Annotated in this window: 16 protein-coding genes; 14 read left to right on the top strand and 2 right to left on the bottom strand. The window is 66.8% G+C overall.

All coding sequences use genetic code 11. The features are described from left to right. Positions 1 to 122: 122 nt before the first annotated feature. The 4 genes from ABD116_RS27675 (at position 123) to ABD116_RS27690 (ending at position 10128) form a co-directional block, all read left to right on the top strand. Positions 123 to 812 carry a hypothetical protein gene (locus tag ABD116_RS27675; RefSeq protein WP_343976388.1) on the top strand — a complete coding sequence of 230 codons (690 nt, stop codon included), beginning with the start codon at positions 123 to 125 and terminating at the stop codon, positions 810 to 812. 273 nt (positions 813 to 1085) lie between these two features. Beyond that, positions 1086 to 4571 carry a DNA-directed RNA polymerase subunit beta gene (rpoB, locus tag ABD116_RS27680; RefSeq protein ID WP_343976856.1) on the top strand — a complete coding sequence of 1162 codons (3486 nt, stop codon included), beginning with the start codon at positions 1086 to 1088 and terminating at the stop codon, positions 4569 to 4571. Between the two features lie 68 nt (positions 4572 to 4639). Then, the gene (locus ABD116_RS27685; RefSeq protein WP_343976391.1) at positions 4640 to 8500 is read left to right on the top strand and encodes a DNA-directed RNA polymerase subunit beta'; all 3861 of its coding nucleotides are present in this window, start codon (positions 4640 to 4642) and stop codon (positions 8498 to 8500) included. Positions 8501 to 8808: 308 nt separating this feature from the next. Next, positions 8809 to 10128: a nuclear transport factor 2 family protein gene (locus ABD116_RS27690; protein ID WP_343976394.1), complete on the top strand. Its 1320-nt coding sequence runs from the start codon at positions 8809 to 8811 to the stop codon at positions 10126 to 10128. A gap of 64 nt (positions 10129 to 10192) precedes the next feature. Here the strand turns inward: ABD116_RS27690 and ABD116_RS27695 are convergent, their stop codons facing one another. Continuing rightward, positions 10193 to 11548, bottom strand: coding sequence for a DUF1501 domain-containing protein (locus ABD116_RS27695; protein WP_343976397.1), 1356 nt, complete (start codon positions 11546 to 11548; stop codon positions 10193 to 10195). A 14-nt stretch (positions 11549 to 11562) separates the two neighbouring features. Continuing rightward, entirely contained in the window at positions 11563 to 13296 is a 1734-nt protein-coding gene (locus ABD116_RS27700; protein ID WP_343976400.1) for a DUF1800 domain-containing protein, read from the bottom strand. A gap of 547 nt (positions 13297 to 13843) precedes the next feature. Between ABD116_RS27700 and rpsL the strand changes: the two genes are divergently transcribed. The 10 genes from rpsL to rpsS all read left to right on the top strand — a co-directional run bounded on the left by rpsL (position 13844) and on the right by rpsS (position 21647). Continuing rightward, positions 13844 to 14218, top strand: a complete 375-nt coding sequence (gene rpsL, locus ABD116_RS27705) for a 30S ribosomal protein S12 (RefSeq protein WP_012923692.1) — start codon at positions 13844 to 13846, stop codon at positions 14216 to 14218. Beyond that, positions 14218 to 14688 carry a 30S ribosomal protein S7 gene (gene rpsG / locus ABD116_RS27710; RefSeq protein ID WP_328329424.1) on the top strand — a complete coding sequence of 157 codons (471 nt, stop codon included), beginning with the start codon at positions 14218 to 14220 and terminating at the stop codon, positions 14686 to 14688. The genes rpsL and rpsG overlap by 1 nt, the downstream gene beginning before the upstream one ends. Positions 14689 to 14789: 101 nt before the next feature. Then, positions 14790 to 16871: an elongation factor G gene (gene fusA, locus ABD116_RS27715; RefSeq protein ID WP_425552169.1), complete on the top strand. Its 2082-nt coding sequence runs from the start codon at positions 14790 to 14792 to the stop codon at positions 16869 to 16871. A 72-nt stretch (positions 16872 to 16943) separates the two neighbouring features. Then, complete coding sequence (gene tuf / locus ABD116_RS27720; protein ID WP_343976407.1) at positions 16944 to 18137, top strand: elongation factor Tu; 1194 nt, start codon at positions 16944 to 16946, stop codon at positions 18135 to 18137. A gap of 404 nt (positions 18138 to 18541) precedes the next feature. Then, positions 18542 to 18850, top strand: a complete 309-nt coding sequence (rpsJ, locus tag ABD116_RS27725; protein ID WP_343976410.1) for a 30S ribosomal protein S10 — start codon at positions 18542 to 18544, stop codon at positions 18848 to 18850. A 16-nt stretch (positions 18851 to 18866) separates the two neighbouring features. Then, positions 18867 to 19523, top strand: a complete 657-nt coding sequence (gene rplC, locus ABD116_RS27730) for a 50S ribosomal protein L3 (protein WP_343976413.1) — start codon at positions 18867 to 18869, stop codon at positions 19521 to 19523. After that, complete coding sequence (gene rplD / locus ABD116_RS27735) at positions 19520 to 20215, top strand: 50S ribosomal protein L4 (RefSeq protein ID WP_343976416.1); 696 nt, start codon at positions 19520 to 19522, stop codon at positions 20213 to 20215. The genes rplC and rplD overlap by 4 nt, the downstream gene beginning before the upstream one ends. After that, a complete protein-coding gene (gene rplW, locus ABD116_RS27740) occupies positions 20212 to 20517 on the top strand; it encodes a 50S ribosomal protein L23 (protein WP_112243217.1) in 306 nt (101 codons plus the stop codon). Before rplD ends, rplW begins: the two co-directional genes overlap by 4 nt. Next, positions 20517 to 21350 carry a 50S ribosomal protein L2 gene (rplB, locus tag ABD116_RS27745; RefSeq protein ID WP_343976421.1) on the top strand — a complete coding sequence of 278 codons (834 nt, stop codon included), beginning with the start codon at positions 20517 to 20519 and terminating at the stop codon, positions 21348 to 21350. The genes rplW and rplB overlap by 1 nt, the downstream gene beginning before the upstream one ends. 15 nt (positions 21351 to 21365) lie before the next feature. Beyond that, the gene (rpsS, locus tag ABD116_RS27750) at positions 21366 to 21647 is read left to right on the top strand and encodes a 30S ribosomal protein S19 (RefSeq protein WP_020388105.1); all 282 of its coding nucleotides are present in this window, start codon (positions 21366 to 21368) and stop codon (positions 21645 to 21647) included. The last annotated feature ends 38 nt before the right edge of the window (positions 21648 to 21685 follow it).

Here is a 21685-nt window from a genome sequence, read left to right on the forward strand (position 1 = left end):
CCACCCCCGAAGTCAACCCCCAAACCCCACCAATCAAACCAGTGACTCAGGCCACACCGGGGCTTCCCGAGGCGCCTGCGGGGCGGTCACAGGAGACGCCCGCGACTACACTCGGTGACGAAATGGCCGCCGCCGGGCCCTCGGATCCGCACTCCGGAGCCGCCGACGAGCGGGCGCTCACCACCCCGGAAACCGACGCCGAAGGCGCTGATGCGGCCCCGGCGGCGGAGGCCGCGCGCGCCGACGCGGGCGCAGCTGCGATGGCAACGCCGGCAACTGCCGATGCGGGCTCTGCTGCCTCCTCCGCCCCGTCCGCGACCGCAGAGCGATCGCGGACGGCGGTGGTGTTGTCGGCTGCTCTCGGGGTTCTGCTGGTGGTGATCTTGGCTCTGACCGCGATTCTGGGTGTGAAGGCCTGGAAGGGGAAAGAGGCTGAGGATGCTCGGGATCAGGCGGCCGCGGCGGGGCGGAAGGCTGCTGAGACTGCTTTGAGTTACGACTACCGGACGCTGGACAAGAGCTTCGCGGCGGCGCGGGCGACGATGACGCCGGAGTTCGCCGGGCAGTTCGACGCGACCGCCAAGGTGGCCGGCGAGCTGGCCACCAAGACCAAGGCGACGGTCCGCGCCGAGGTCCGCGAGGTCGGCGTCCGCGACGGCGACGCGAACCGGGTGACGCTGATCATCTTCGTCAACCAGACGACCACCAGCACGATCACGAAGGGTAGTCCCCGGGTCGACCTGAACCGGACGAGATTCACAATGGTCCGAAACGGCGATCAATGGCTGGTCCAGGAGATCGCCGGACTGTAGTCTCTAGGTGACTCCGGAGAGGTCGTCCGGGCGGCTCGCAGGCTGGTTACCTGCTGGAGAACCCGGGTCGATTCTTGACGGAGTGGGTGGTCCGACGGCATAGTGTCGGACCCCATTGGACAGACTTGCCCAGATCGGGTAGCCTATTGCTTTGCGCTGCCTTTAACCGCACCCTTGTTCATCCTCAGAACTTGACGAGGGTCGTTTGGCATGCGCTCCCAGCACCGAAGTGCCGCTTCGAAGTTACTTTGCGAGCCCGTGGAAGGACGCCCCTTGGTCGCCTCGCGCAACCCCCAGTCCGACAGCACTACGAATGTTTCCGGCGCACCCCGTCGCATCAGCTTCGCGAAGATCTCCGAGCCTCTCGAGGTTCCGGATCTTCTTGCGTTGCAGGTGGACAGCTTTGACTGGCTGGTCGGAAACGAAACCTGGCAGGCCAGGGTGGCCGCCGCCGAGGCAGAGGGACGGACCGATCTGTCCTCCCCGTCCGGCCTCGAGGAGATCTTCGAGGAGATCTCCCCGATCGAGGACTTCAGCGGCACCATGTCGCTGTCGTTCCGCGACCACCGGTTCGAGCCCCCGAAGAACACGGTCGACGAGTGCAAGGAACGTGACGTCACCTACTCGGCGCCGCTGTTCGTCACTGCCGAGTTCATGAACAACGAGACCGGCGAGATCAAGAGCCAGACCGTCTTCATGGGTGACTTCCCGTTGATGACGCGCAAGGGCACGTTCGTGATCAACGGCACCGAGCGTGTCGTCGTGTCCCAGCTGGTCCGCTCGCCCGGCGTGTACTTCGAGCGCACGCCGGACAAGACCTCGGACAAGGACATCTTCACCGCCAAGATCATCCCGTCGCGCGGTGCGTGGCTGGAGTTCGAGGTCGACAAGCGCGACATGGTGGGCGTGCGGCTGGACCGCAAGCGCAAGCAAAACGTCACCGTGCTGCTCAAGGCGCTCGGCTGGACCGACGCGCAGATCCTCGAGGAGTTCGGCGAGTACGAGTCGATCCGGCTCACCCTGGAGAAGGACCACACGTCCGGCCAGGACGACGCGCTGCTCGACATCTACCGCAAGCTGCGCCCCGGCGAACCGCCGACGCGTGAGGCTGCCCAGGCGCTGCTGGACAACTACTACTTCAACGGCAAGCGCTACGACCTGGCCAAGGTCGGCCGGTACAAGATCAACAAGAAGCTCGGCCGGGACGAGACGCACGACACCGCGGTGCTGACGATCAACGACATCGTCGCCACGATCAAGTACCTGGTGGCGCTGCACGAGGGCAAGACCGAGCTGACCGCGCCGCAGGGCGAGATCGTCGTCGAAGAGGACGACATCGACCACTTCGGCAACCGCCGTCTGCGGACGGTGGGCGAGCTGATCCAGAACCAGCTCCGTACCGGCCTGGCCCGGATGGAGCGGGTGGTCCGCGAGCGGATGACGACCCAGGACGTCGAGGCGATCACGCCGCAGACCCTGATCAACATCCGTCCCGTGGTGGCGGCGCTGAAGGAGTTCTTCGGTACTTCGCAGCTGTCGCAGTTCATGGACCAGACCAACCCGATCGCGGGTCTGACCCACAAGCGCCGCCTGTCGGCGCTTGGCCCGGGTGGTCTGTCGCGTGAGCGGGCCGGCTTCGAGGTTCGTGACGTGCACCCGTCGCACTACGGCCGGATGTGCCCGATCGAGACCCCGGAAGGCCCGAACATCGGTCTGATCGGCTCGCTCGCGACGTACGGCCGGGTGAACCCGTTCGGCTTCGTCGAGACGCCGTACCGCAAGGTCGTCGACGGCCGGGTCACCGACCAGGTCGACTACCTGACCGCGGACGAGGAGGACCGGTTCGTCATCGCTCAGGCCAACGCGGCACTGACCGACGACGACGCGTTCGCCGAGGACCGGGTGCTGGTCCGCCGGCGCCACGGTGAGGTCGAGCTCGTGCTGGTCGACGACGTGGACTACATGGACGTCTCGCCGCGCCAGATGGTGTCGGTCGCGACGGCGATGATCCCGTTCCTCGAGCACGACGACGCCAACCGCGCCCTGATGGGCTCCAACATGCAGCGCCAGGCCGTTCCGCTGATCACCGCGGACGCCCCCCTGGTCGGTACCGGCATGGAGTTCCGTGGAGCGGTCGACGCCGGTGACGTGCTCGTCTCGGAGAAGGCCGGCGTCATCAAGGAGGTCTCGGCAGATCTGATCGAGGTCGCCGCCGACGACGGCACGTACCAGACGTACCGGCTGCAGAAGTTCCGTCGCTCGAACCAGGGCACCTGCATCAACCAGCGTCCGCTGGTCGACGCCGGGCAGCGGGTCGAGGTCGGCTCGCCGCTGGCCGACGGTCCGTGCACCGACGAGGGCGAGATGGCGCTGGGCCGTAACCTGCTCGTGGCGTTCATGCCGTGGGAGGGTCACAACTACGAGGACGCGATCATCCTCAGCCAGCGCGTCGTGCAGCAGGACCTGCTGACCTCGATCCACATCGAGGAGCACGAGGTCGACGCCCGCGACACCAAGCTGGGCCCGGAGGAGATCACCCGCGACATCCCCAACGTCTCCGACGAGATGCTGGCGGACCTGGACGAGCGGGGCATCATCCGGATCGGCGCGGAGGTCACCACCGGTGACATCTTGGTCGGCAAGGTCACGCCCAAGGGTGAGACCGAGCTGACCCCGGAGGAGCGGCTGCTCCGGGCGATCTTCGGTGAGAAGGCGCGCGAGGTGCGCGACACCTCGCTGAAGGTGCCGCACGGTGAGAACGGAACCGTCATCGGGGTCCGCGTCTTCGACCGCGACAACGGCGACGAGCTGCCGCCGGGCGTGAACCAGCTGGTCCGCGTGTACGTCGCGCAGAAGCGCAAGATCTCCGTCGGCGACAAGCTCGCCGGACGCCACGGCAACAAGGGCGTCATCTCGAAGATCCTGCCGGTCGAGGACATGCCGTTCATGGAGGACGGCACCCAGGTCGACATCATCTTGAACCCGCTGGGCGTGCCCGGCCGGATGAACGTCGGTCAGGTGCTCGAGACCCACCTCGGCTGGGTTGCCAGCCGCGGCTGGAAGGTCGACCCGGACAGCCCCGAAGAGTGGGCCCAGCGACTGATCAAGATCGGCGCCGGCGAAGCCGAGCCGTTCACGAACGTCGCCACCCCCGTCTTCGACGGCGCGCGCGAGGAAGAGGTCACCGGCCTGCTCGGCTCGACCCTGCCGAACCGCGACGGCGACCGGATGGTCAACAGCACCGGCAAGGCCAACCTGTTCGACGGCCGCTCGGGTGAGCCTTTCCCGCAGCCCGTCGGCGTCGGCTACATGTACATGCTGAAGCTGCACCACCTGGTGGACGACAAGATCCACGCCCGCTCGACCGGTCCGTACTCGATGATCACGCAGCAGCCGCTGGGTGGTAAGGCGCAGTTCGGTGGTCAGCGGTTCGGCGAGATGGAGGTGTGGGCCCTCGAGGCCTACGGTGCCGCCTTCGCGCTGCAGGAGCTGCTGACGATCAAGTCGGACGACGTGGTCGGCCGGGTCAAGGTGTACGAAGCGATCGTCAAGGGCGAGAACATCCCGGAGCCGGGTATCCCGGAGTCGTTCAAGGTTCTCGTCAAGGAAATGCAGTCCCTGTGTCTGAACGTTGAGGTGCTCTCGTCCGACGGAAGCCGGGTCGAGATGCGCGACAGCGAAGAGGATGTCTTCCGCGCGGCGGAGGAACTGGGAATCGACCTGTCCCGGCGTGAGCCGAACAGCGTCGAGGAGGTCTGAGCGGGTTGCCGCTTTCGATCAACAGTCAACTCACTCAGACCATTTTTACAATCGGGAGATAACACATCGTGCTCGACGTGAACTTCTTCGACGAGCTTCGGATCGGCCTGGCGACCGCGGATGAGATCCGCCAGTGGTCGCACGGCGAGGTCAAGAAGCCCGAGACGATCAACTACCGGACGCTCAAGCCTGAGCGTGACGGCCTGTTCTGCGAGAAGATCTTCGGTCCCACCCGGGACTGGGAGTGCTACTGCGGTAAGTACAAGCGTGTCCGCTTCAAGGGCATCATCTGTGAGCGGTGTGGCGTAGAGGTCACCCGTTCCAAGGTGCGCCGCGAGCGGATGGGCCACATCGAGCTGGCCGCGCCGGTCACCCACATCTGGTACTTCAAGGGTGTCCCGTCGCGACTCGGCTACCTGCTCGACCTCGCCCCGAAGGACCTCGAGAAGGTCATCTACTTCGCGGCGTACATGATCACCGACGTCGACGACGAGGCGCGGCACCGCGACCTCACGTCGCTGGAGGGCCGGACCGATGTCGAGCGCAAGCAGCTCGAGGGCCGGCGCGACAACGACATCGAGACCCGGATGAAGAAGCTCGAGGAGGACCTCGCCCAGCTCGAGGCCGAGGGCGCGAAGGCCGACGTTCGCCGCAAGGTGAAGGAAGGCGCCGAGCGTGAGGTCAAGCAGCTGCGCGACCGTGCCCAGCGCGAGATCGACCGCCTCGACGAGGTGTGGAGCAGGTTCAAGAACCTCAAGGTCCAGGACCTGGAGGGCGACGAGATCCTGTACCGCGCCATGAAGGAGCGGTTCGGCAAGTACTTCGAGGGTGCGATGGGCGCGGCCGCGATTCAGCGGCGCCTGGAGACCTTCGACCTCAAGGCCGAGGCGGACAGCCTGCGCGAGACGATCAAGACCGGCAAGGGCCAGCGCAAGACCCGCGCCCTGAAGCGGCTCAAGGTCGTCACCGCGTTCCTGGCCACCAACAACAGCCCGATGGGCATGGTCCTGGACTGCGTCCCGGTCATCCCGCCGGACCTGCGGCCGATGGTCCAGCTCGACGGTGGCCGGTTCGCCACCTCCGACCTGAACGACCTGTACCGCCGGGTGATCAACCGGAACAACCGGCTCAAGCGGCTGCTCGACCTCGGCGCGCCCGAGATCATCGTCAACAACGAGAAGCGGATGCTCCAGGAGGCCGTCGACGCACTGTTCGACAACGGCCGCCGTGGACGTCCGGTCACCGGCCCGGGCAACCGGCCGCTGAAGTCGCTGTCCGACATGCTCAAGGGCAAGCAGGGTCGTTTCCGTCAGAACCTGCTGGGCAAGCGCGTCGACTACTCGGGCCGCTCCGTCATCGTGGTCGGCCCGCAGCTGAAGCTGCACCAGTGCGGTCTGCCGAAGGCGATGGCGCTGGAGCTGTTCAAGCCGTTCGTGATGAAGCGGCTGGTCGACCTCAACCACGCGCAGAACATCAAGTCCGCCAAGCGGATGGTCGAGCGTCAGCGCGCCCAGGTCTGGGACGTGCTGGAAGAGGTCATCACCGAGCACCCGGTTCTGCTCAACCGTGCACCAACCCTGCACCGGCTGGGTATCCAGGCGTTCGAGCCGCAGCTGATCGAGGGCAAGGCGATCCAGATCCACCCGCTCGTCTGCTCCGCGTTCAACGCGGACTTCGACGGTGACCAGATGGCGGTGCACCTGCCGCTGTCGGCCGAGGCGCAGGCCGAGGCCCGGATCCTGATGCTGTCGACGAACAACATCCTGAAGCCTGCTGACGGCCGTCCGGTCACGATGCCGACCCAGGACATGATCATCGGCATCTACTTCCTGACGATGCTCAAGGAAGGCGAACTCGGTGAGGGCCGGGCGTTCAGCTCGATGGCGGAGGCCCTGATGGCCTTCGACCGCAAGGAGCTGTCGCTGCAGGCCAAGATCACGCTCCGGCTCGACCAGGCCGGCGCGCCGGCCGGCTCGACCGAGCGCCCGAACGGTGGGTTCTCGCTGGAGACCACGCTGGGTCGCGCCCTGTTCAACGAGGCGCTGCCGAGCGACTACACCTTCGTGGACACCGAGGTCGGCAAGAAGCAGCTGGGCTCGATCGTCAACGATCTGGCCGAGCGGTACTCCAAGGTCCAGGTGGCGTTCTGCCTGGACGCGCTGAAGGACCTCGGTTTCCGCTGGGCCACCCGCTCGGGTGTCACGGTGTCGATCGACGACTTCAGCACGCCGCCGAGCAAGCCGGAGATCATGGCTCGCTACGAGGCCCAGGCCGAGAAGGTCCAGAAGCAGTTCGAGCGGGGTCTGATCACCTCGTCCGAGCGGCGGCAGGAACTGATCGAGATCTGGACCGGCGCCAACGCCGAGGTCGGTAAGGCCATGGAGGAGAACTTCGCCAAGGCCAACCCGATCTGGATGATGGTGCACTCCGGTGCGCGAGGCAACATGATGCAGATCCGGCAGATCGCCGGTATGCGTGGTCTGGTGGCCAACCCGAAGGGCGAGATCATCGCCCGGCCGATCAAGTCCAACTTCCGCGAGGGTCTGTCGGTGGTCGAGTACTTCATCGCCACCCACGGTGCTCGTAAGGGTCTTGCCGACACCGCGCTGCGGACCGCCGACTCCGGGTACCTGACCCGTCGTCTGGTGGACGTGTCGCAGGACGTCATCATCCGCGAGGAGGACTGCGGTACCGAGCGTGGCCTGCCCAAGCAGATCGGCGAGGCCGGTCCGGACGGCAAGGTCGTGCACGCGGAGAATGTCGAGACGAGCGCCTACGCGCGGACCTTGGCGACCGACACCTTCGACGCCAAGGGCAACCTGGTCCTGGCGGCGGGCAGCGATCTGGGCGACGTGTCCATCGCGCTGCTGGTGGAGGCCGGGATCGAGCAGGTCAAGGTCCGCTCGGTTCTGACCTGTGACGCCAAGACCGGTACCTGCGCGAAGTGCTACGGCCGTTCGCTGGCGACCGGCAAGCCGGTCGACATCGGTGAGGCCGTCGGCATCATCGCGGCCCAGTCCATCGGTGAGCCCGGTACGCAGCTGACCATGCGTACCTTCCACACCGGTGGTGTCGCGGGTGATGACATCACCCACGGTCTGCCGCGTGTGGTCGAGCTCTTCGAGGCCCGTCAGCCCAAGGGCAAGGCGCCGATCGGTGAAGCCGCCGGCCGGATCGCCATCGAGGACACCGACAAGACCCGCAAGCTGGTGCTCACCCCGGACGACGGTTCCGAGGAGGTCGCCTACCCGGTGTCGAAGCGCGCCCGGCTGCTGATCGAGGACGGTCAGCACGTCGAGGTCGGCCAGCAGCTGACGCAGGGTACGCCGGACCCGCAGGAGGTTCTGCGGATCCTGGGCATCCGCAAGGCGCAGGAGCACCTGGTGGACGAGGTCCAGGAGGTGTACCGGTCGCAGGGTGTGGCCATCCACGACAAGCACATCGAGATCATCGTCCGGCAGATGCTGCGCCGGGTCACGGTGATCGAGTCCGGCGAGGCGAACCTGCTGCCGGGTGAGCTGGCGGACCGGCTGATGTTCGAGGCCGAGAACCGTCGCGTCGTGGCCGAGGGCGGTACGCCGGCCTCGGGTCGTCCGGTGCTGATGGGTATCACCAAGGCGTCGCTCGCGACCGAGTCGTGGCTGTCGGCCGCCTCCTTCCAGGAGACGACCCGGGTCCTGACCGAGGCCGCGATCCACGGCAAGTCCGACTCGCTGGTCGGTCTGAAGGAGAACGTCATCATCGGAAAGCTGATCCCGGCGGGTACCGGCATGGACCGTTACCGCAACATCCGGGTGGAGCCCACCGAGGAGGCGAAGGCCGCGATGTACTCGATGGTCGGCTACGAGTCGTACGACTACGACTTCGGCCCGTCCGCCGGGCAGTCGGTCCCGCTCGACGACTTCGACCTGGGCTCGTACCAGAACTGAAGTCAGCAACACCTGCCGAGGGCGGCACCCCACCAGGGGTGCCGCCCTCGGGCATTTCCGGGTGCCGCGGCCCGGCCTCGCCACCCGGGGCCGGGCCGCGGCACCGCCACCCGGGGCGCGGCTCGCACTCCGCCTTCCTTCGCTTCCTCAACGCCCTTGTTGCCCTTGGCAACAAGGGCGTCGGAGGTCAGATCGCCGTACCGGCAGGGGTTGTCGGGGAGAGCGTCGGTGCGACACGCCGAGGGTGGTCGATCGGCTGCGGAGTGTTGCGAGGGGTCGGCGTGGAAGTGTCGGCGGGATGCGCGAAGATGACGCGTATGACGGACCTCCCGCCCTACCTGCAACCGTTCGTGCTGGACGTCGAGCAGGGTGCGGAGCACCGGGTCGACCGGGTCGGCGAGCTCGACTTCCACCGGCCTGCCGGGACTGCTCGCACCGGCGCGATCCTGTTGGTCCACGGTGGTCCCGGACCTGCTGATCTCGAGGTGCCGCCGCGCGACTGGCCGGTGTACCAGGGCTATGCCGCGGCCATCGCTCAGCGCGGCCAGGTGGCCGTCGTGGTCGACCACAGCCTGATCCGTGGACTCGACCAGCTGGCCACCGCCGCGGACGACGTAGAGGCCGCTGTCGGCGTCCTGCGGGCCGATCCGCAGGTGGACCCCGAGCGGGTCGTGCTGTGGTTCTTCTCCGGCGCCGGCCTGCTGGCGGGGGAGTGGCTAGACAGCCGCCCCGACTGGCTGCGCGCCGTCGCCCTCACCTATCCCTTGCTCGCCACTCCGCCTGGTGTCGACGAACTGGTTTCCGCCGCCGAGGTAATCGGCAAACACAAGGACCTGCCGGTGCTGCTGACTCGGGTCGGGCGCGAGCGCGAAGAGCTCGCCCGACCGGTGGCGGAGTTCGTCTCCGCCGGTGGCGCCGCGCTGGACATCATCGACGTACCGAAAGGGCAACACGGCTTCGACATGCTCGACCACAGCGAAGAGTCCCGCGCCGCGGTGACCAAGGCCCTCGACTGGGCCATCGCCCACCTGGGCGAAGACCCCACCGCACCCACCCAACTCCCCATCCCCGCCGCCACCATCCCAGCCCCCCAACCCACCAAAGCCGCGGCAGCAGTAGCCGCGCCTCGTGCGTCAGCCAACCAAGCTGCCTCGGCGGCCACAGGTTTGGTAGCCCCTCCCGCCGCACGGGTAGAAGTACGTGCCGAGAAGGCTGCTGTGCCCGCCAGCCAGCAGAGTGCGCCGGCGACCAGCAGTACCCCCGCGACCACCACCAGTGCGACTGCGACCGCCTCTGCTCCGGCTGTGGTGCAGGAGGAGACTGCTGCTTCTCGGGTGGTGGCTCGGGAGCATGCTGCGTTTGAAGCTCATGACCTGGAGGCGTTCCTGGCGATGTACTCGCCGACGGCTCTGCTGCAGTTTGCTGATGGGCCGGTGATGCGGGGACGGCGTTCCCTGCGTGAGCACTACCGGCCGCAGTTCGAGGCGGGGGAGTGCAAGCGGGAGCTGGTGCAGCGGATGCTGGTCGGCGACTGGGTGATCGAGCAGACGATCACCAACCAGACCCCGACCGTCGCGCTGTACCAGGTACAGGACGGCCTGATCACCGAGGTCCGCTTCATCAGCTGAAACACGAAGCCTTGAAGTAGTTCGAGCGCACTGCGACCAACCGGACGCAGTGCGCTCGAACTGTTCAGGCCATGATGCCGAGCGGCGCCGGCTTCCAGCCCGGGAAGACCTTGCCTGCTTGCGCTTCGCTGAGCCCCAGCCGCCGCATCACGATCTCCGACAGCACATCGCGGTAGTCGTTGGTCCCCGGCACATCACCTTGATCCAGTACGCCGGGCGCCAACCCCTCCCACTTCCCGTGCACCCCGCCCTTGACGCCCCCACCAAGCACCAGCGCCACCCCACCGTGCCCGTGATCCGTCCCGCTGTTCGCGTTCTGCTCCACCCGACGCCCGAACTCGCTCATGGTCACCACCGTGGTGTTGTCCAGCTCAGGCCCGAGCTCAGCAGCAAAAGCGGCAAGCGCCGTCGCCACCGTCTTGAGCGAGTTCGTCATGTCACCACCGTCGACCGTGCCGAGATCCGTGTGCATGTCCCAGCCACCCAGATCCACCGTGGCCACCCGCACTCCGGCCTTGGCCTTGATCAACTGCGCCAGCGTCGCCATGGACGCCCCGAACTCGCCATCCGGATAGCCACGCTCCTTGGCCGGCTTCTCCTGCTGCTTGGCATACCCCTGTGCCTGCGCCGAAGCCTGCAAGGCATCCAGCCCCTGCACCCCCAGCGGATGGTCTATGCCCGTATAGAGCGTCTTCAGCGCCGCCAGCGTCTGCGGTGCCACGCCATCGATGCCCTTGACGGTGAAGTCCTTCAGCGAGCTGAGCATGATCGGGTTGGAGCTCCCCAGCAGCGACCGACTCATCCGGGTGCCAAGACCCAGCCCGCGGAACGTAGTACCGGGCCCTAGCTCCTGCAGGACTCTGTCGAGCCACCCGGACTGCATAGAAGACTTAGCAGCCCCACCACGCTCCAAGCAGTCCTGCGCCTGGAAGTGGCTGCGAGTCAGGTCAGGAGTAGACACAGCCGGTACTGCGGCCAGCCACCCCGTCGTCATCATCGGGACCAGCGGAGCAAGCGCCGGGTGCATGCCGAACCCACGCTGCAGGTTGAGCAGCGAAGCGGCCCGTACTGCGATCGACGGCCGAGCCTTGAGCAGCTCTGGATCGTCAGCCGGCACCAGCACGGACAACCCGTCCATACCGCCGCGCAGGAACACCACGATCAACGTGCCACCCGGCGCAGCGCCGGGAGCAGCCCACGAGACGCGAGTAGTCACCAGTTGAGTAGCAGCGACTCCGACTCCTAGGCCACCAGCCAGCAGACGACGCCGGGTGAACCCTCTGCTCCACTGCGACTCCCTGTCCTCCGCATCGGCCACTACAGCCGCAGCGCCGGCCCGCAGAGCGGCATCGGCCTGTGTCGGACCCAGCCGTCGCCAGTCCGGGCAGTCGGGATGCAGCGAGGCGAATGTGTCTCTCATAAGTCAGTACTCCTTCAACGAGCAAGGAACTGTGGGGAGTCGAGGACCAGGGCGACGACGTGTCCTGCCTGCCACTCCATCCGTCCCCGGTCGACCCGGGAGGTGAGCTTGGCCCCGACGAACGTCGCCAGAGCGCTGCGCTGCCGGGCGTTGGGCAGCTGGCCGAGCAGCTGAACACCGAGCCGGTCGAACCACTCCCGGTAGGTGTCGCCCTTACGGGGTTGCAGGGCGGCCGGCAGCTTCGCCTGCTTCATCCCCTCCCACCAGCCGTACGTCATAGCGCGGTGCATCGACCAGCGCTCGAGCATCTGGCCGGCAGACGCCCAGGCCGGTGCCACGTCCGGGTAGCCGTTGGGGGACGGCCAGGCGAGCGGTGCATGGCCAAGGTTGTTGAGCTCCCAGTAGACGGCCTCCAGGCCCTTGGGAGTGGCCGGCCCGAACGGTAGGTCGAGCGCCCGCGCACTGCTCACCACGTCTTCGAGTGGCCGCTTCGTCTTACTGCCAAGGGAGTCCCAGAACTCGCTACTGCGGAACAGGGCGGTCAGCATCGGCAGGATGGCCGTGTTGTTGCGCAGGTAGATCTGCGCGAGCCGGTTGACAAGCCCAGCCGGGGGAGAGTCGTCTACGAACCGTACGACGAGCTTGCGGGCGATCGTCTTCGCAGTAGCCGGGTGTTTGGCCAGGTAGTCGAGATAGCGGTCGCCGACGGCCAGGCCGCCTTTGCCCGAGCCGTTGGCCGCAGACCAGTCGAGGACCTTCACCCGGCCGGTCCGGTGCTTGTCGGCGTCGTACTCGAAGACACCGTCCTTGGTGGCGCCTCTGCCACTCAGTACATAGGCACTAGCTCGTACGTCCTTCTCTGTATAGCCGGACGACACCCCAACCGTGTGCAGCTCCAGCAGCTCGCGGCCGAGGTTCTCGTTGACGCTGTCGCGCGTGGAGGCGTCGTTGTCGAGGAACCGCAGCATCGCCGGATGCCGCATGGCGGCCTGCAACATATCGCTGTACCGCCCGAAGGCATGCCGTCTGATCACCGACACCGCGTACTGCGGCGCCACATCCCAACCGCGATCCGACGGCGTCGCGACATGCAGGTGGTTGGCGAAGACATCCACCACCACCTCGAACAGCTGCCGGCTGCCGAACACCTGCCGGCCGAGCGTCGCGATCCCGGTGTGGAACATGGCCTCCCACGAGTACTCATCAATGGACCTCCGGACAGTGGCGGGATCCGCGCCCGCCAACGGAACAGCACGCCAGACCCGGTCGCCGGCCGCATCCTTGGCAGTCGGCGACAACTGAGCCGCCAGCCACTTGTCGATCCCGAGCCGCTCAAGAGCCTGTACGTCGGATGGCCGCGGCCCGAACGTCACGCGATTGAGCAGATGCCGCCGGGCCTGGGCATCGGTCAGCGGACCGCTCTTGCCGGCCAGCAGGCCGGGGGAGGCACGGCCGGCCTTGGCCGCGGCCGCATAACCGGCGTACTCGGTGGGTCTACCGGTCTGCCCGGTGGCCTTGGAGCCCTTCCCGGCAACGAAGCTGGAGTCGCGGTCCTCGCCGTCGGTGGCCAGGCTGGGCTGCTGCGCGACCCGGGCGCGGGCGGCGACCGTGGTACCGGTCGGGTCGCCGGTGCGGGCAGAAGCCAGCACCCGGTTGCGGAGGGTGTCCGGGCGGCTGAGGATCTCGGCAGCCAACCCGCCGGCGGCCAGGGTGCCGGCGACGGCACTGATGGCCGCCCGGCGGGCCACCGGCGACAGGGTCCGTGGGGCGGGCGGACCCGGCGGCGGCTGCTCGTCCGCGGTGAGGCGGGGACGGTTCGAGGGGGCGGGACCGTGATCCACGAGCGTTTCTCCAGGCGAGAGCGGCGGCAACGACGGATCCCCGTTATCAGGCCGTTACACCCGACGGGCGTGACTATGCCGCAAAGTCCGCGGTCCCGAACCGGCTCCGGGCGATGTTTACGCCGATCAGACATAAGGAATCCGAATGGCCCGGTCCGGCCGCGGTGAGAGTGCCGTCAGGGATCCGGTAGACTGGCAGTGCGGCTGCGCCTCTGCACAGCGCGGTGTTCTGTTTTGACCGTGCTTGAGGCAGCCGCTAGTCTTAACGATCGTGCCCGGGTCATCCTGGGCCGTCATGCGTGCCCCTCGTACTTTTCGGGTCAGCGCGTGGCACGGGACTTCTGCCGACAGTCAGAAAGTTTATGACTCCGGCGTGTCCGTGCCCTCGCGACACACCCGACCGCGGGGGTCAGGTGCGCAGCAACCGACCGGACGACAGAAAGAGACCTACGCGGTGCCCACCATCCAGCAGTTGGTCCGCAAGGGCCGCCAGGACAAGGTGTCCAAGAACAAGACGCCGGCCCTGAAGGGTTCCCCTCAGCGTCGTGGTGTGTGCACGCGCGTCTACACGACCACACCGAAGAAGCCGAACTCGGCGCTTCGCAAGGTCGCTCGTGTTCGCCTCACCAGCGGCATCGAGGTCACCGCCTACATCCCCGGCGTCGGCCACAACCTGCAGGAGCACTCCATCGTGCTCGTGCGTGGTGGTCGTGTGAAGGACCTCCCGGGTGTCCGGTACAAGATCATCCGCGGTTCGCTCGACACCCAGGGTGTGAAGAACCGGAAGCAGGCTCGCAGCCGGTACGGCGCGAAGAAGGAGAAGAGCTAATGCCCCGCAAGGGTCCCGCACCCAAGCGGCCGGTCATCATCGACCCGGTCTACAGTTCCCCGCTGGTCACCCAGTTGATCTCCAAGATCCTGGTGGACGGCAAGAAGCAGATCGCGCAGAGCATCGTCTACACCGCCCTCGAGGGCACCCGGACGAAGACGGGCACCGACCCGGTCATCACGCTCAAGCGCGCCCTGGACAACGTGAAGCCCAGCATCGAGGTGAAGAGCCGCCGCGTCGGTGGCGCCACCTACCAGGTGCCGATCGAGGTCAAGCCCGGTCGCTCGACCACGCTCGCCCTGCGCTGGCTCACGTCCTACTCCCGGGCCCGTCGCGAGAAGACCATGTCCGAGCGCCTGATGAACGAGATCCTGGACGCGTCGAACGGTCTGGGTGCCGCGGTCAAGCGCCGCGAGGACACGCACAAGATGGCCGACGCCAACAAGGCTTTCGCCCACTACCGCTGGTGAGCCGGGGCCCGTTCCGGGCCCCCGCGTTCACTCTTTTGAAGCTAGACAGAAGCGAGAGGTAGACCACCGAGGTGGCCGTACAAATCACCACCGACCTGAGCATGGTGCGCAACATCGGCATCATGGCCCACATCGACGCCGGCAAGACGACGACGACCGAGCGGATCCTGTTCTACACCGGTATCACGTACAAGATCGGTGAGGTCCACGACGGCGCCGCCACGATGGACTGGATGGAGCAGGAGCAGGAGCGCGGCATCACCATCACGTCCGCCGCGACGACCTGTACCTGGAAAGACCACACCATCAACATCATCGACACCCCCGGGCACGTCGACTTCACCGTCGAGGTCGAGCGCTCGCTGCGCGTCCTCGACGGCGCGGTCGCGGTCTTCGACGGTGTCGCCGGTGTGGAGCCGCAGTCCGAGACCGTGTGGCGCCAGGCGGACCGGTACGGCGTACCGCGGATCTGCTTCGTCAACAAGCTGGACCGCACCGGCGCCGAGTTCATGCGCTGCGTCGACATGATCGTCGACCGGCTGGCCGCGACGCCGCTGGTTCTGCAGCTGCCGATCGGCGCCGAGTCCGACTTCATCGGTGTCGTCGACCTGATCGGGATGCGCGCGCTGACCTGGCGTGGCGAGACCACGATGGGCGAGGACTACACCGTCGAGGAGATCCCGGCGACTCACACCGAGCTCGCCGCGGAGTGGCACGACAAGCTGATCGAGACGCTGGCCGAGGCCGACGACGAGATCATGGAGATGTACCTGGAAGGCGAAGAGCCGACCCAGGAGCAGGTCATGGCCGGCATCCGCCGCGCCACGATCGCCTCCAAGCTGACCCCGGTGCTGACCGGTACCGCGTTCAAGAACAAGGGCGTCCAGCCCCTGCTCGACGCGATCAACGCCTTCCTGCCGAGCCCGCTCGACGTCCCCGACATCGAGGGTCACGACATCAAGGACGGCAGCGAGGTCGTGCTGCGCAAGCCGGACGACAGCGAGCCCTTCTCGGCGCTGGCCTTCAAGATCGCGGCCGACCCGCACCTGGGCAAGCTGACCTTCATCCGGGTCTACTCGGGCAAGCTCGAGACCGGCACCCAGGTGCTGAACCCGACCAAGGGCCGCAAGGAGCGGATCGGCAAGATCTACCGCATGCACGCGAACAAGCGTGAGGAGATCGCGTCGGTCGGCGCCGGCCACATCGTCGCCGTGATGGGTCTGAAGGACACCACCACCGGTGAGACGCTGTGCGACCCGGCCAAGCCGGTCCTGCTCGAGTCGATGACGTTCCCGGCGCCGGTCATCTCGGTCGCCATCGAGCCGAAGTCGAAGGCCGACCAGGAGAAGCTCGGCGTCGCGATCCAGCGCCTGGCCGACGAGGACCCGACCTTCCAGGTCCGGACCGACGAGGACACCGGCCAGACGATCATCGCCGGGATGGGCGAGCTGCACCTCGAGGTGCTGGTCGACCGGATGAAGCGCGAGTTCCGCGTCGAGGCCAACGTCGGCAAGCCCCAGGTCGCCTACCGCGAGACCATCAAGAAGAAGGTCGAGAAGGTCGACTACACGCACAAGAAGCAGACCGGTGGTTCGGGTCAGTTCGCGCGTGTGATCCTCACGATCGAGCCGACCGCGGTCGAGGCGGGTGGCGAGGGCGGTTACGAGTTCGTCAACGCCGTCACCGGTGGCCGCATCCCCCGGGAGTACATCCCGTCGGTGGACGAGGGCGCGCAGGAAGCCATGGAGTTCGGCGTCCTGGCCGGTTACCCGATGGTGGACGTCAAGGTCACCCTGACCGACGGCGCCTACCACGACGTCGACTCGTCCGAGCTGGCCTTCAAGATCGCCGGTTCGATGGCGTTCAAGGACGCGGCCCGCAGGGCGACTCCGGTCATCCTGGAGCCGATGTTCGCGGTCGAGGTCATCACGCCCGAGGACTACATGGGTGAAGTGATCGGCGACCTCAACTCACGCCGTGGCCAGATCCAGTCGATGGACGAGGGCCCCGGTGGCAGCCGGGCCGTGAAGGCCCTGGTGCCGCTGTCCGAGATGTTCGGGTATGTCGGTGACCTGCGGTCGAAGACCCAGGGTCGCGCGTCGTACTCGATGCAGTTCGATTCCTACGCCGAGGTTCCGAAGAACGTGGCGGAAGAGATCATCAAGAAGGCCCGCGGCGAGTAATCTCGCTCCGGACCAACCAACCCACAGCGCGTCGGCGTACGGCGTAAGTCAACATTTCCCAGGAGGGCCCCAGTGGCTAAGGCGAAGTTCGAGCGGACTAAGCCGCACGTCAACATCGGCACCATCGGTCACATCGACCACGGTAAGACCACTCTTACCGCGGCGATCACCAAGGTGCTGCACGACAAGTACCCGACCCTGAACGAGGCGTCGGCCTTCGATCAGATCGACAAGGCGCCGGAAGAGCGTCAGCGCGGTATCACCATCTCCATCGCGCACGTCGAGTACCAGACCGAGGCCCGGCACTACGCACACGTCGACTGCCCGGGTCACGCGGACTACATCAAGAACATGATCACCGGTGCGGCCCAGATGGACGGTGCGATCCTGGTCGTCGCCGCCACCGACGGCCCGATGCCGCAGACGCGTGAGCACGTGCTGCTCGCCCGTCAGGTCGGCGTGCCGGCGATGGTCGTCGCGCTGAACAAGTGCGACATGGTCGACGACGAGGAGATCCTGGAGCTCGTCGAGCTCGAGGTTCGCGAGCTGCTCTCCGAGCAGGAGTTCGACGGTGACAACGCGCCGGTCGTGCACGTTGCCGCCCACCCGGCCCTGCAGGGTGACGAGAAGTGGGGTGAGTCGATCCTGAAGCTGATGGATGCGGTCGACTCCTACATCCCGCAGCCGGTTCGCGAGATCGACAAGCCGTTCCTGATGCCGGTGGAGGACGTCTTCACCATCACGGGTCGCGGCACCGTCATCACCGGCCGGATCGAGCGCGGTGTGATCAAGGTCAACGAGACCGTCGACCTGATCGGCATCCGGCCGGAGAAGCAGACCAGCACGGTCACCGGCATCGAGATGTTCCGCAAGCTGCTCGACACCGGTGAAGCCGGCGAGAACGTCGGTCTGCTGCTTCGTGGCACCAAGCGCGAAGACGTGGAGCGCGGCATGGTCGTCATCAAGCCGGGCACCACGACCCCGCACACCAACTTCGACGCGTCGGTCTACATCCTGTCGAAGGAGGAGGGCGGCCGTCACACGCCGTTCTTCCAGAACTACCGGCCCCAGTTCTACTTCCGCACCACGGACGTCACCGGCGTCGTCACGCTGCCCGAGGGCACCGAGATGGTCATGCCGGGCGACAACACCGACATGTCGGTCGAGCTGATCCAGCCGATCGCCATGGAAGAGGGCCTGAAGTTCGCGATCCGGGAAGGTGGCCGTACCGTCGGCGCCGGCCGGGTCACCAAGATCCTCAAGTGATTTCATGAGGTCCGTGAGGGCTCGCATCTTGAGCCCTCACGGACCTCTGCTTTAGGCGGGATCCGCAGGCGAGATCGGCGGGGCAAGTCGGGGTCGGTGACTCCGGAACGGTCCCTCGATCAAGCGCGGTTTCTGCCTGAAGCCACCTCGATTGGCATTCCGATGCCGATCTCTGGCACAATATTCAGGTTGCTCAGGCGAGGTTGCCGGGGCGCGCCCCAGAGACGTTTTCTGGCTGGTGCGCCGGACCGGAGACCATGCCGAGGTGCCGGTCCGAGACCGGGCCCCGATCTCCATCCCAGGGTCGAAAGTGTGTGGTGACGCGCGTGCCGCGTCCGCGACACACCCGACCGCGGGGGTCGGAGCGACAAAGACGAAGACAAAGAGAAGGACGTAGCGAAGCGATGGCGGGACAGAAGATCCGCATCCGGCTGAAGGCCTACGACCACGAGGTCATCGACAGTTCGGCGCGCAAGATCGTCGAGACGGTGACGCGTACTGGTGCGAAGGTTGCTGGCCCGGTGCCGTTGCCGACGGAAAAGAACGTGTTCTGCGTCATCCGCTCGCCGCACAAGTACAAGGACAGCCGCGAGCACTTCGAGATGCGCACCCACAAGCGGCTCATCGACATCATCGACCCCACGCCGAAGACCGTCGACTCGCTGATGCGCCTCGACCTGCCGGCCGGTGTCGACATCGAGATCAAGCTCTGAGGGACGCGAACAGCCAATGAGCAAAACCAAGAACACGCGCGGTCTGCTGGGCACCAAGCTCGGCATGACCCAGACCTGGGACGAGAACAACCGTGTCGTCCCCGTCACCGTGATCCAGGCCGGCCCGTGCGTGGTGACCGAGGTTCGTACCTCGGCCAGCCACGGCTACGACGGCGTGCAGATCGCGTTCGGCGACATCGACCCCCGCAAGGTGACCTCGCCGATGCGCGGCCACTTCGAGAAGGCCGGCGTGACTCCTCGCCGCCACCTGCTCGAGCTGCGCACCGCTGACGCCAGCGAGTACACGCTCGGCCAGGAGATCAAGGCCGAGGCGTTCGCCGCGGGCGAGATCGTCGATGTCTCCGCCACCAGCAAGGGCAAGGGCTTCGCCGGTGTCATGAAGCGGCACGGCTTCCACGGCCTGCGCGCCACCCACGGTGTGCACAAGAAGCACCGCTCGCCGGGTTCCATCGGCGGCTGCGCGACCCCCGGTCGCGTCTTCAAGGGCATGCGGATGGCCGGCCGGATGGGCAACGAGAAGGTCACCACGCAGAACGTGACGGTCCACGCGATCGACGTCGAGCGCGGCCTGGTCCTGCTCAAGGGCGCCGTCCCCGGCCCCAAGGGCGGCCTCGTGCTGATCCGCAACGCCGCGAAGGGAGCTACCAAATGAGCACCGTTGACGTCGTCGTCGTGAAGGGCGACAAGGTCAGCAAGAAGGGCTCCGCCGAGCTCCCCGCCGAGCTGTTCGACGTCCAGGTCAACATCCCGTTGATCCACCAGGTCGTCGTGGCCCAGCTGGCCGCCGCCCGTCAGGGCACCCACAAGGTCAAGCGCCGTGGCGAGGTGTCCGGTGGTGGCGCCAAGCCGTACCGCCAGAAGGGCACCGGCCGCGCCCGTCAGGGCTCGACCCGCGCGCCGCAGTTCACCGGTGGTGGCGTCGTCCACGGCCCCACGCCGCGTGACTACAGCCAGCGGACCCCGAAGAAGATGATCGCCGCCGCCCTGCGCGGAGCGCTCTCGGACCGGGCCCGTGAAGGCCGCGTGCACGTGGTCGACCAGTTCGTCGACGGCGACGTGCCCTCGACCAAGGCCGCGAAGGCCGTCCTCGCCGAGGTGACCGAGTTCCTCAAGGTGCTCGTGGTCGTCGAGCGCGACGACGACGTCTCGCTGCTCAGCCTGCGCAACGTGCCGACCGTGCACCTGATCGCGGCCGACCAGCTGAACGCCTACGACGTGCTGTGCAACGACGCGGTCATCTTCACCAGCAAGTCGCTGGAGACCTTCGTCGCCGGTACGCCCAAGGGCAAGTCCGTCAAGGCTGTCGCGACGTCGACCGAAGCCGAGCAGGAGGTAGAAGCATGAGCCACGGAGTCAACAAGGACCCGCGGGACGTGCTGCTGCGGCCGGTCGTGAGCGAGAAGAGCTACGGCCTGCTGGACGAGCAGAAGTACACGTTCGAGGTCGCCCCGGACGCCAACAAGACCGAGATCAAGCTCGCGGTCCAGAAGGTGTTCAAGGTCCGCGTGACCAGCGTCAACACGATCAACCGCAAGGGCAAGCGCCGCCGTACCCGTACGGGCTGGGGCAAGCGTCCCGACACCAAGCGAGCGATCGTCAGCCTTGCCGGCGACGACCGCATCGACATCTTCGGAGGCCAGTCGTAATGGGTATCCGCAAATACAAGCCGACAACGCCGGGCCGTCGTGGCTCGAGCGTGGCCGACTTCGTCGAGCTCACCCGTTCGACCCCCGAGAAGTCGCTGCTGCGTCCGCTGCCCAAGAAGGGCGGCCGGAACAGCTCCGGCAAGATCACCACCCGGCACCACGGTGGCGGTCACAAGCGGGCGTACCGCCTGATCGACTTCAAGCGGTACGACAAGGACGGCGTCCCGGCGAAGGTTGCCGAGATCGAGTACGACCCGAACCGCACCGCGCGGATCGCGCTGCTGCACTACGTCGACGGCGAGAAGCGCTACATCCTCGCCCCGGCCAAGCTGGAGCAGGGCACCATCGTGGAGAACGGCCCCGCGGCCGACATCAAGGTGGGCAACAACCTCCCGCTGCGCAACATCCCGGTCGGTTCCACCATCCACGCCGTCGAGCTTCGGCCCGGTGGCGGCGCCAAGATGGCCCGCTCCGCCGGCGCCAGCGTTCAGCTGGTCGCCAAGGAGGGCCGGATGGCCACCCTGCGGATGCCGTCCGGCGAGGTCCGGATGGTCGACGTGCGCTGCCGCGCCACCCTCGGTGAGGTCGGCAACGGCGAGCAGTCGAACATCAACTGGGGCAAGGCCGGCCGGATGCGCTGGAAGGGCAAGCGCCCGACCGTCCGTGGTGTCGCGATGAACCCGGTCGACCACCCGCACGGTGGTGGTGAGGGTAAGACCTCCGGTGGACGTCACCCGGTGTCCCCCTGGGGCCAGCCTGAGGGCCGCACCCGCGGCCGCAAGGAAAGCGACCGCATGATCGTCCGGCGCCGCAAGGCCGGCAAGAAGCGCTGATAGGAGCCGGACAGAATGCCACGCAGCCTGAAGAAGGGCCCGTTCGTCGACCACCACCTGCTCAAGAAGGTGGAGGTGCAGAACGAAAAGGGCACCAAGAACGTGATCAAGACCTGGTCGCGCCGATCCATGATCATTCCGGACATGATCGGCCACACGCTCGCGGTGCACGACGGCCGCAAGCACGTCCCGGTGTTCGTCACCGACGCGATGGTCGGGCACAAGCTCGGCGAGTTCGCACCGACCCGGACGTTCAAGGGTCACGAGAAGGACGACCGCAAGGCACGGCGTCGCTGACCCCGGTCAGTGACTACGCGCAAGCAACCTACGGAGAG

The sequence above is a fragment of the Kribbella koreensis genome, from assembly GCF_039525325.1.
Taxonomy (GTDB): domain Bacteria; phylum Actinomycetota; class Actinomycetes; order Propionibacteriales; family Kribbellaceae; genus Kribbella; species Kribbella koreensis.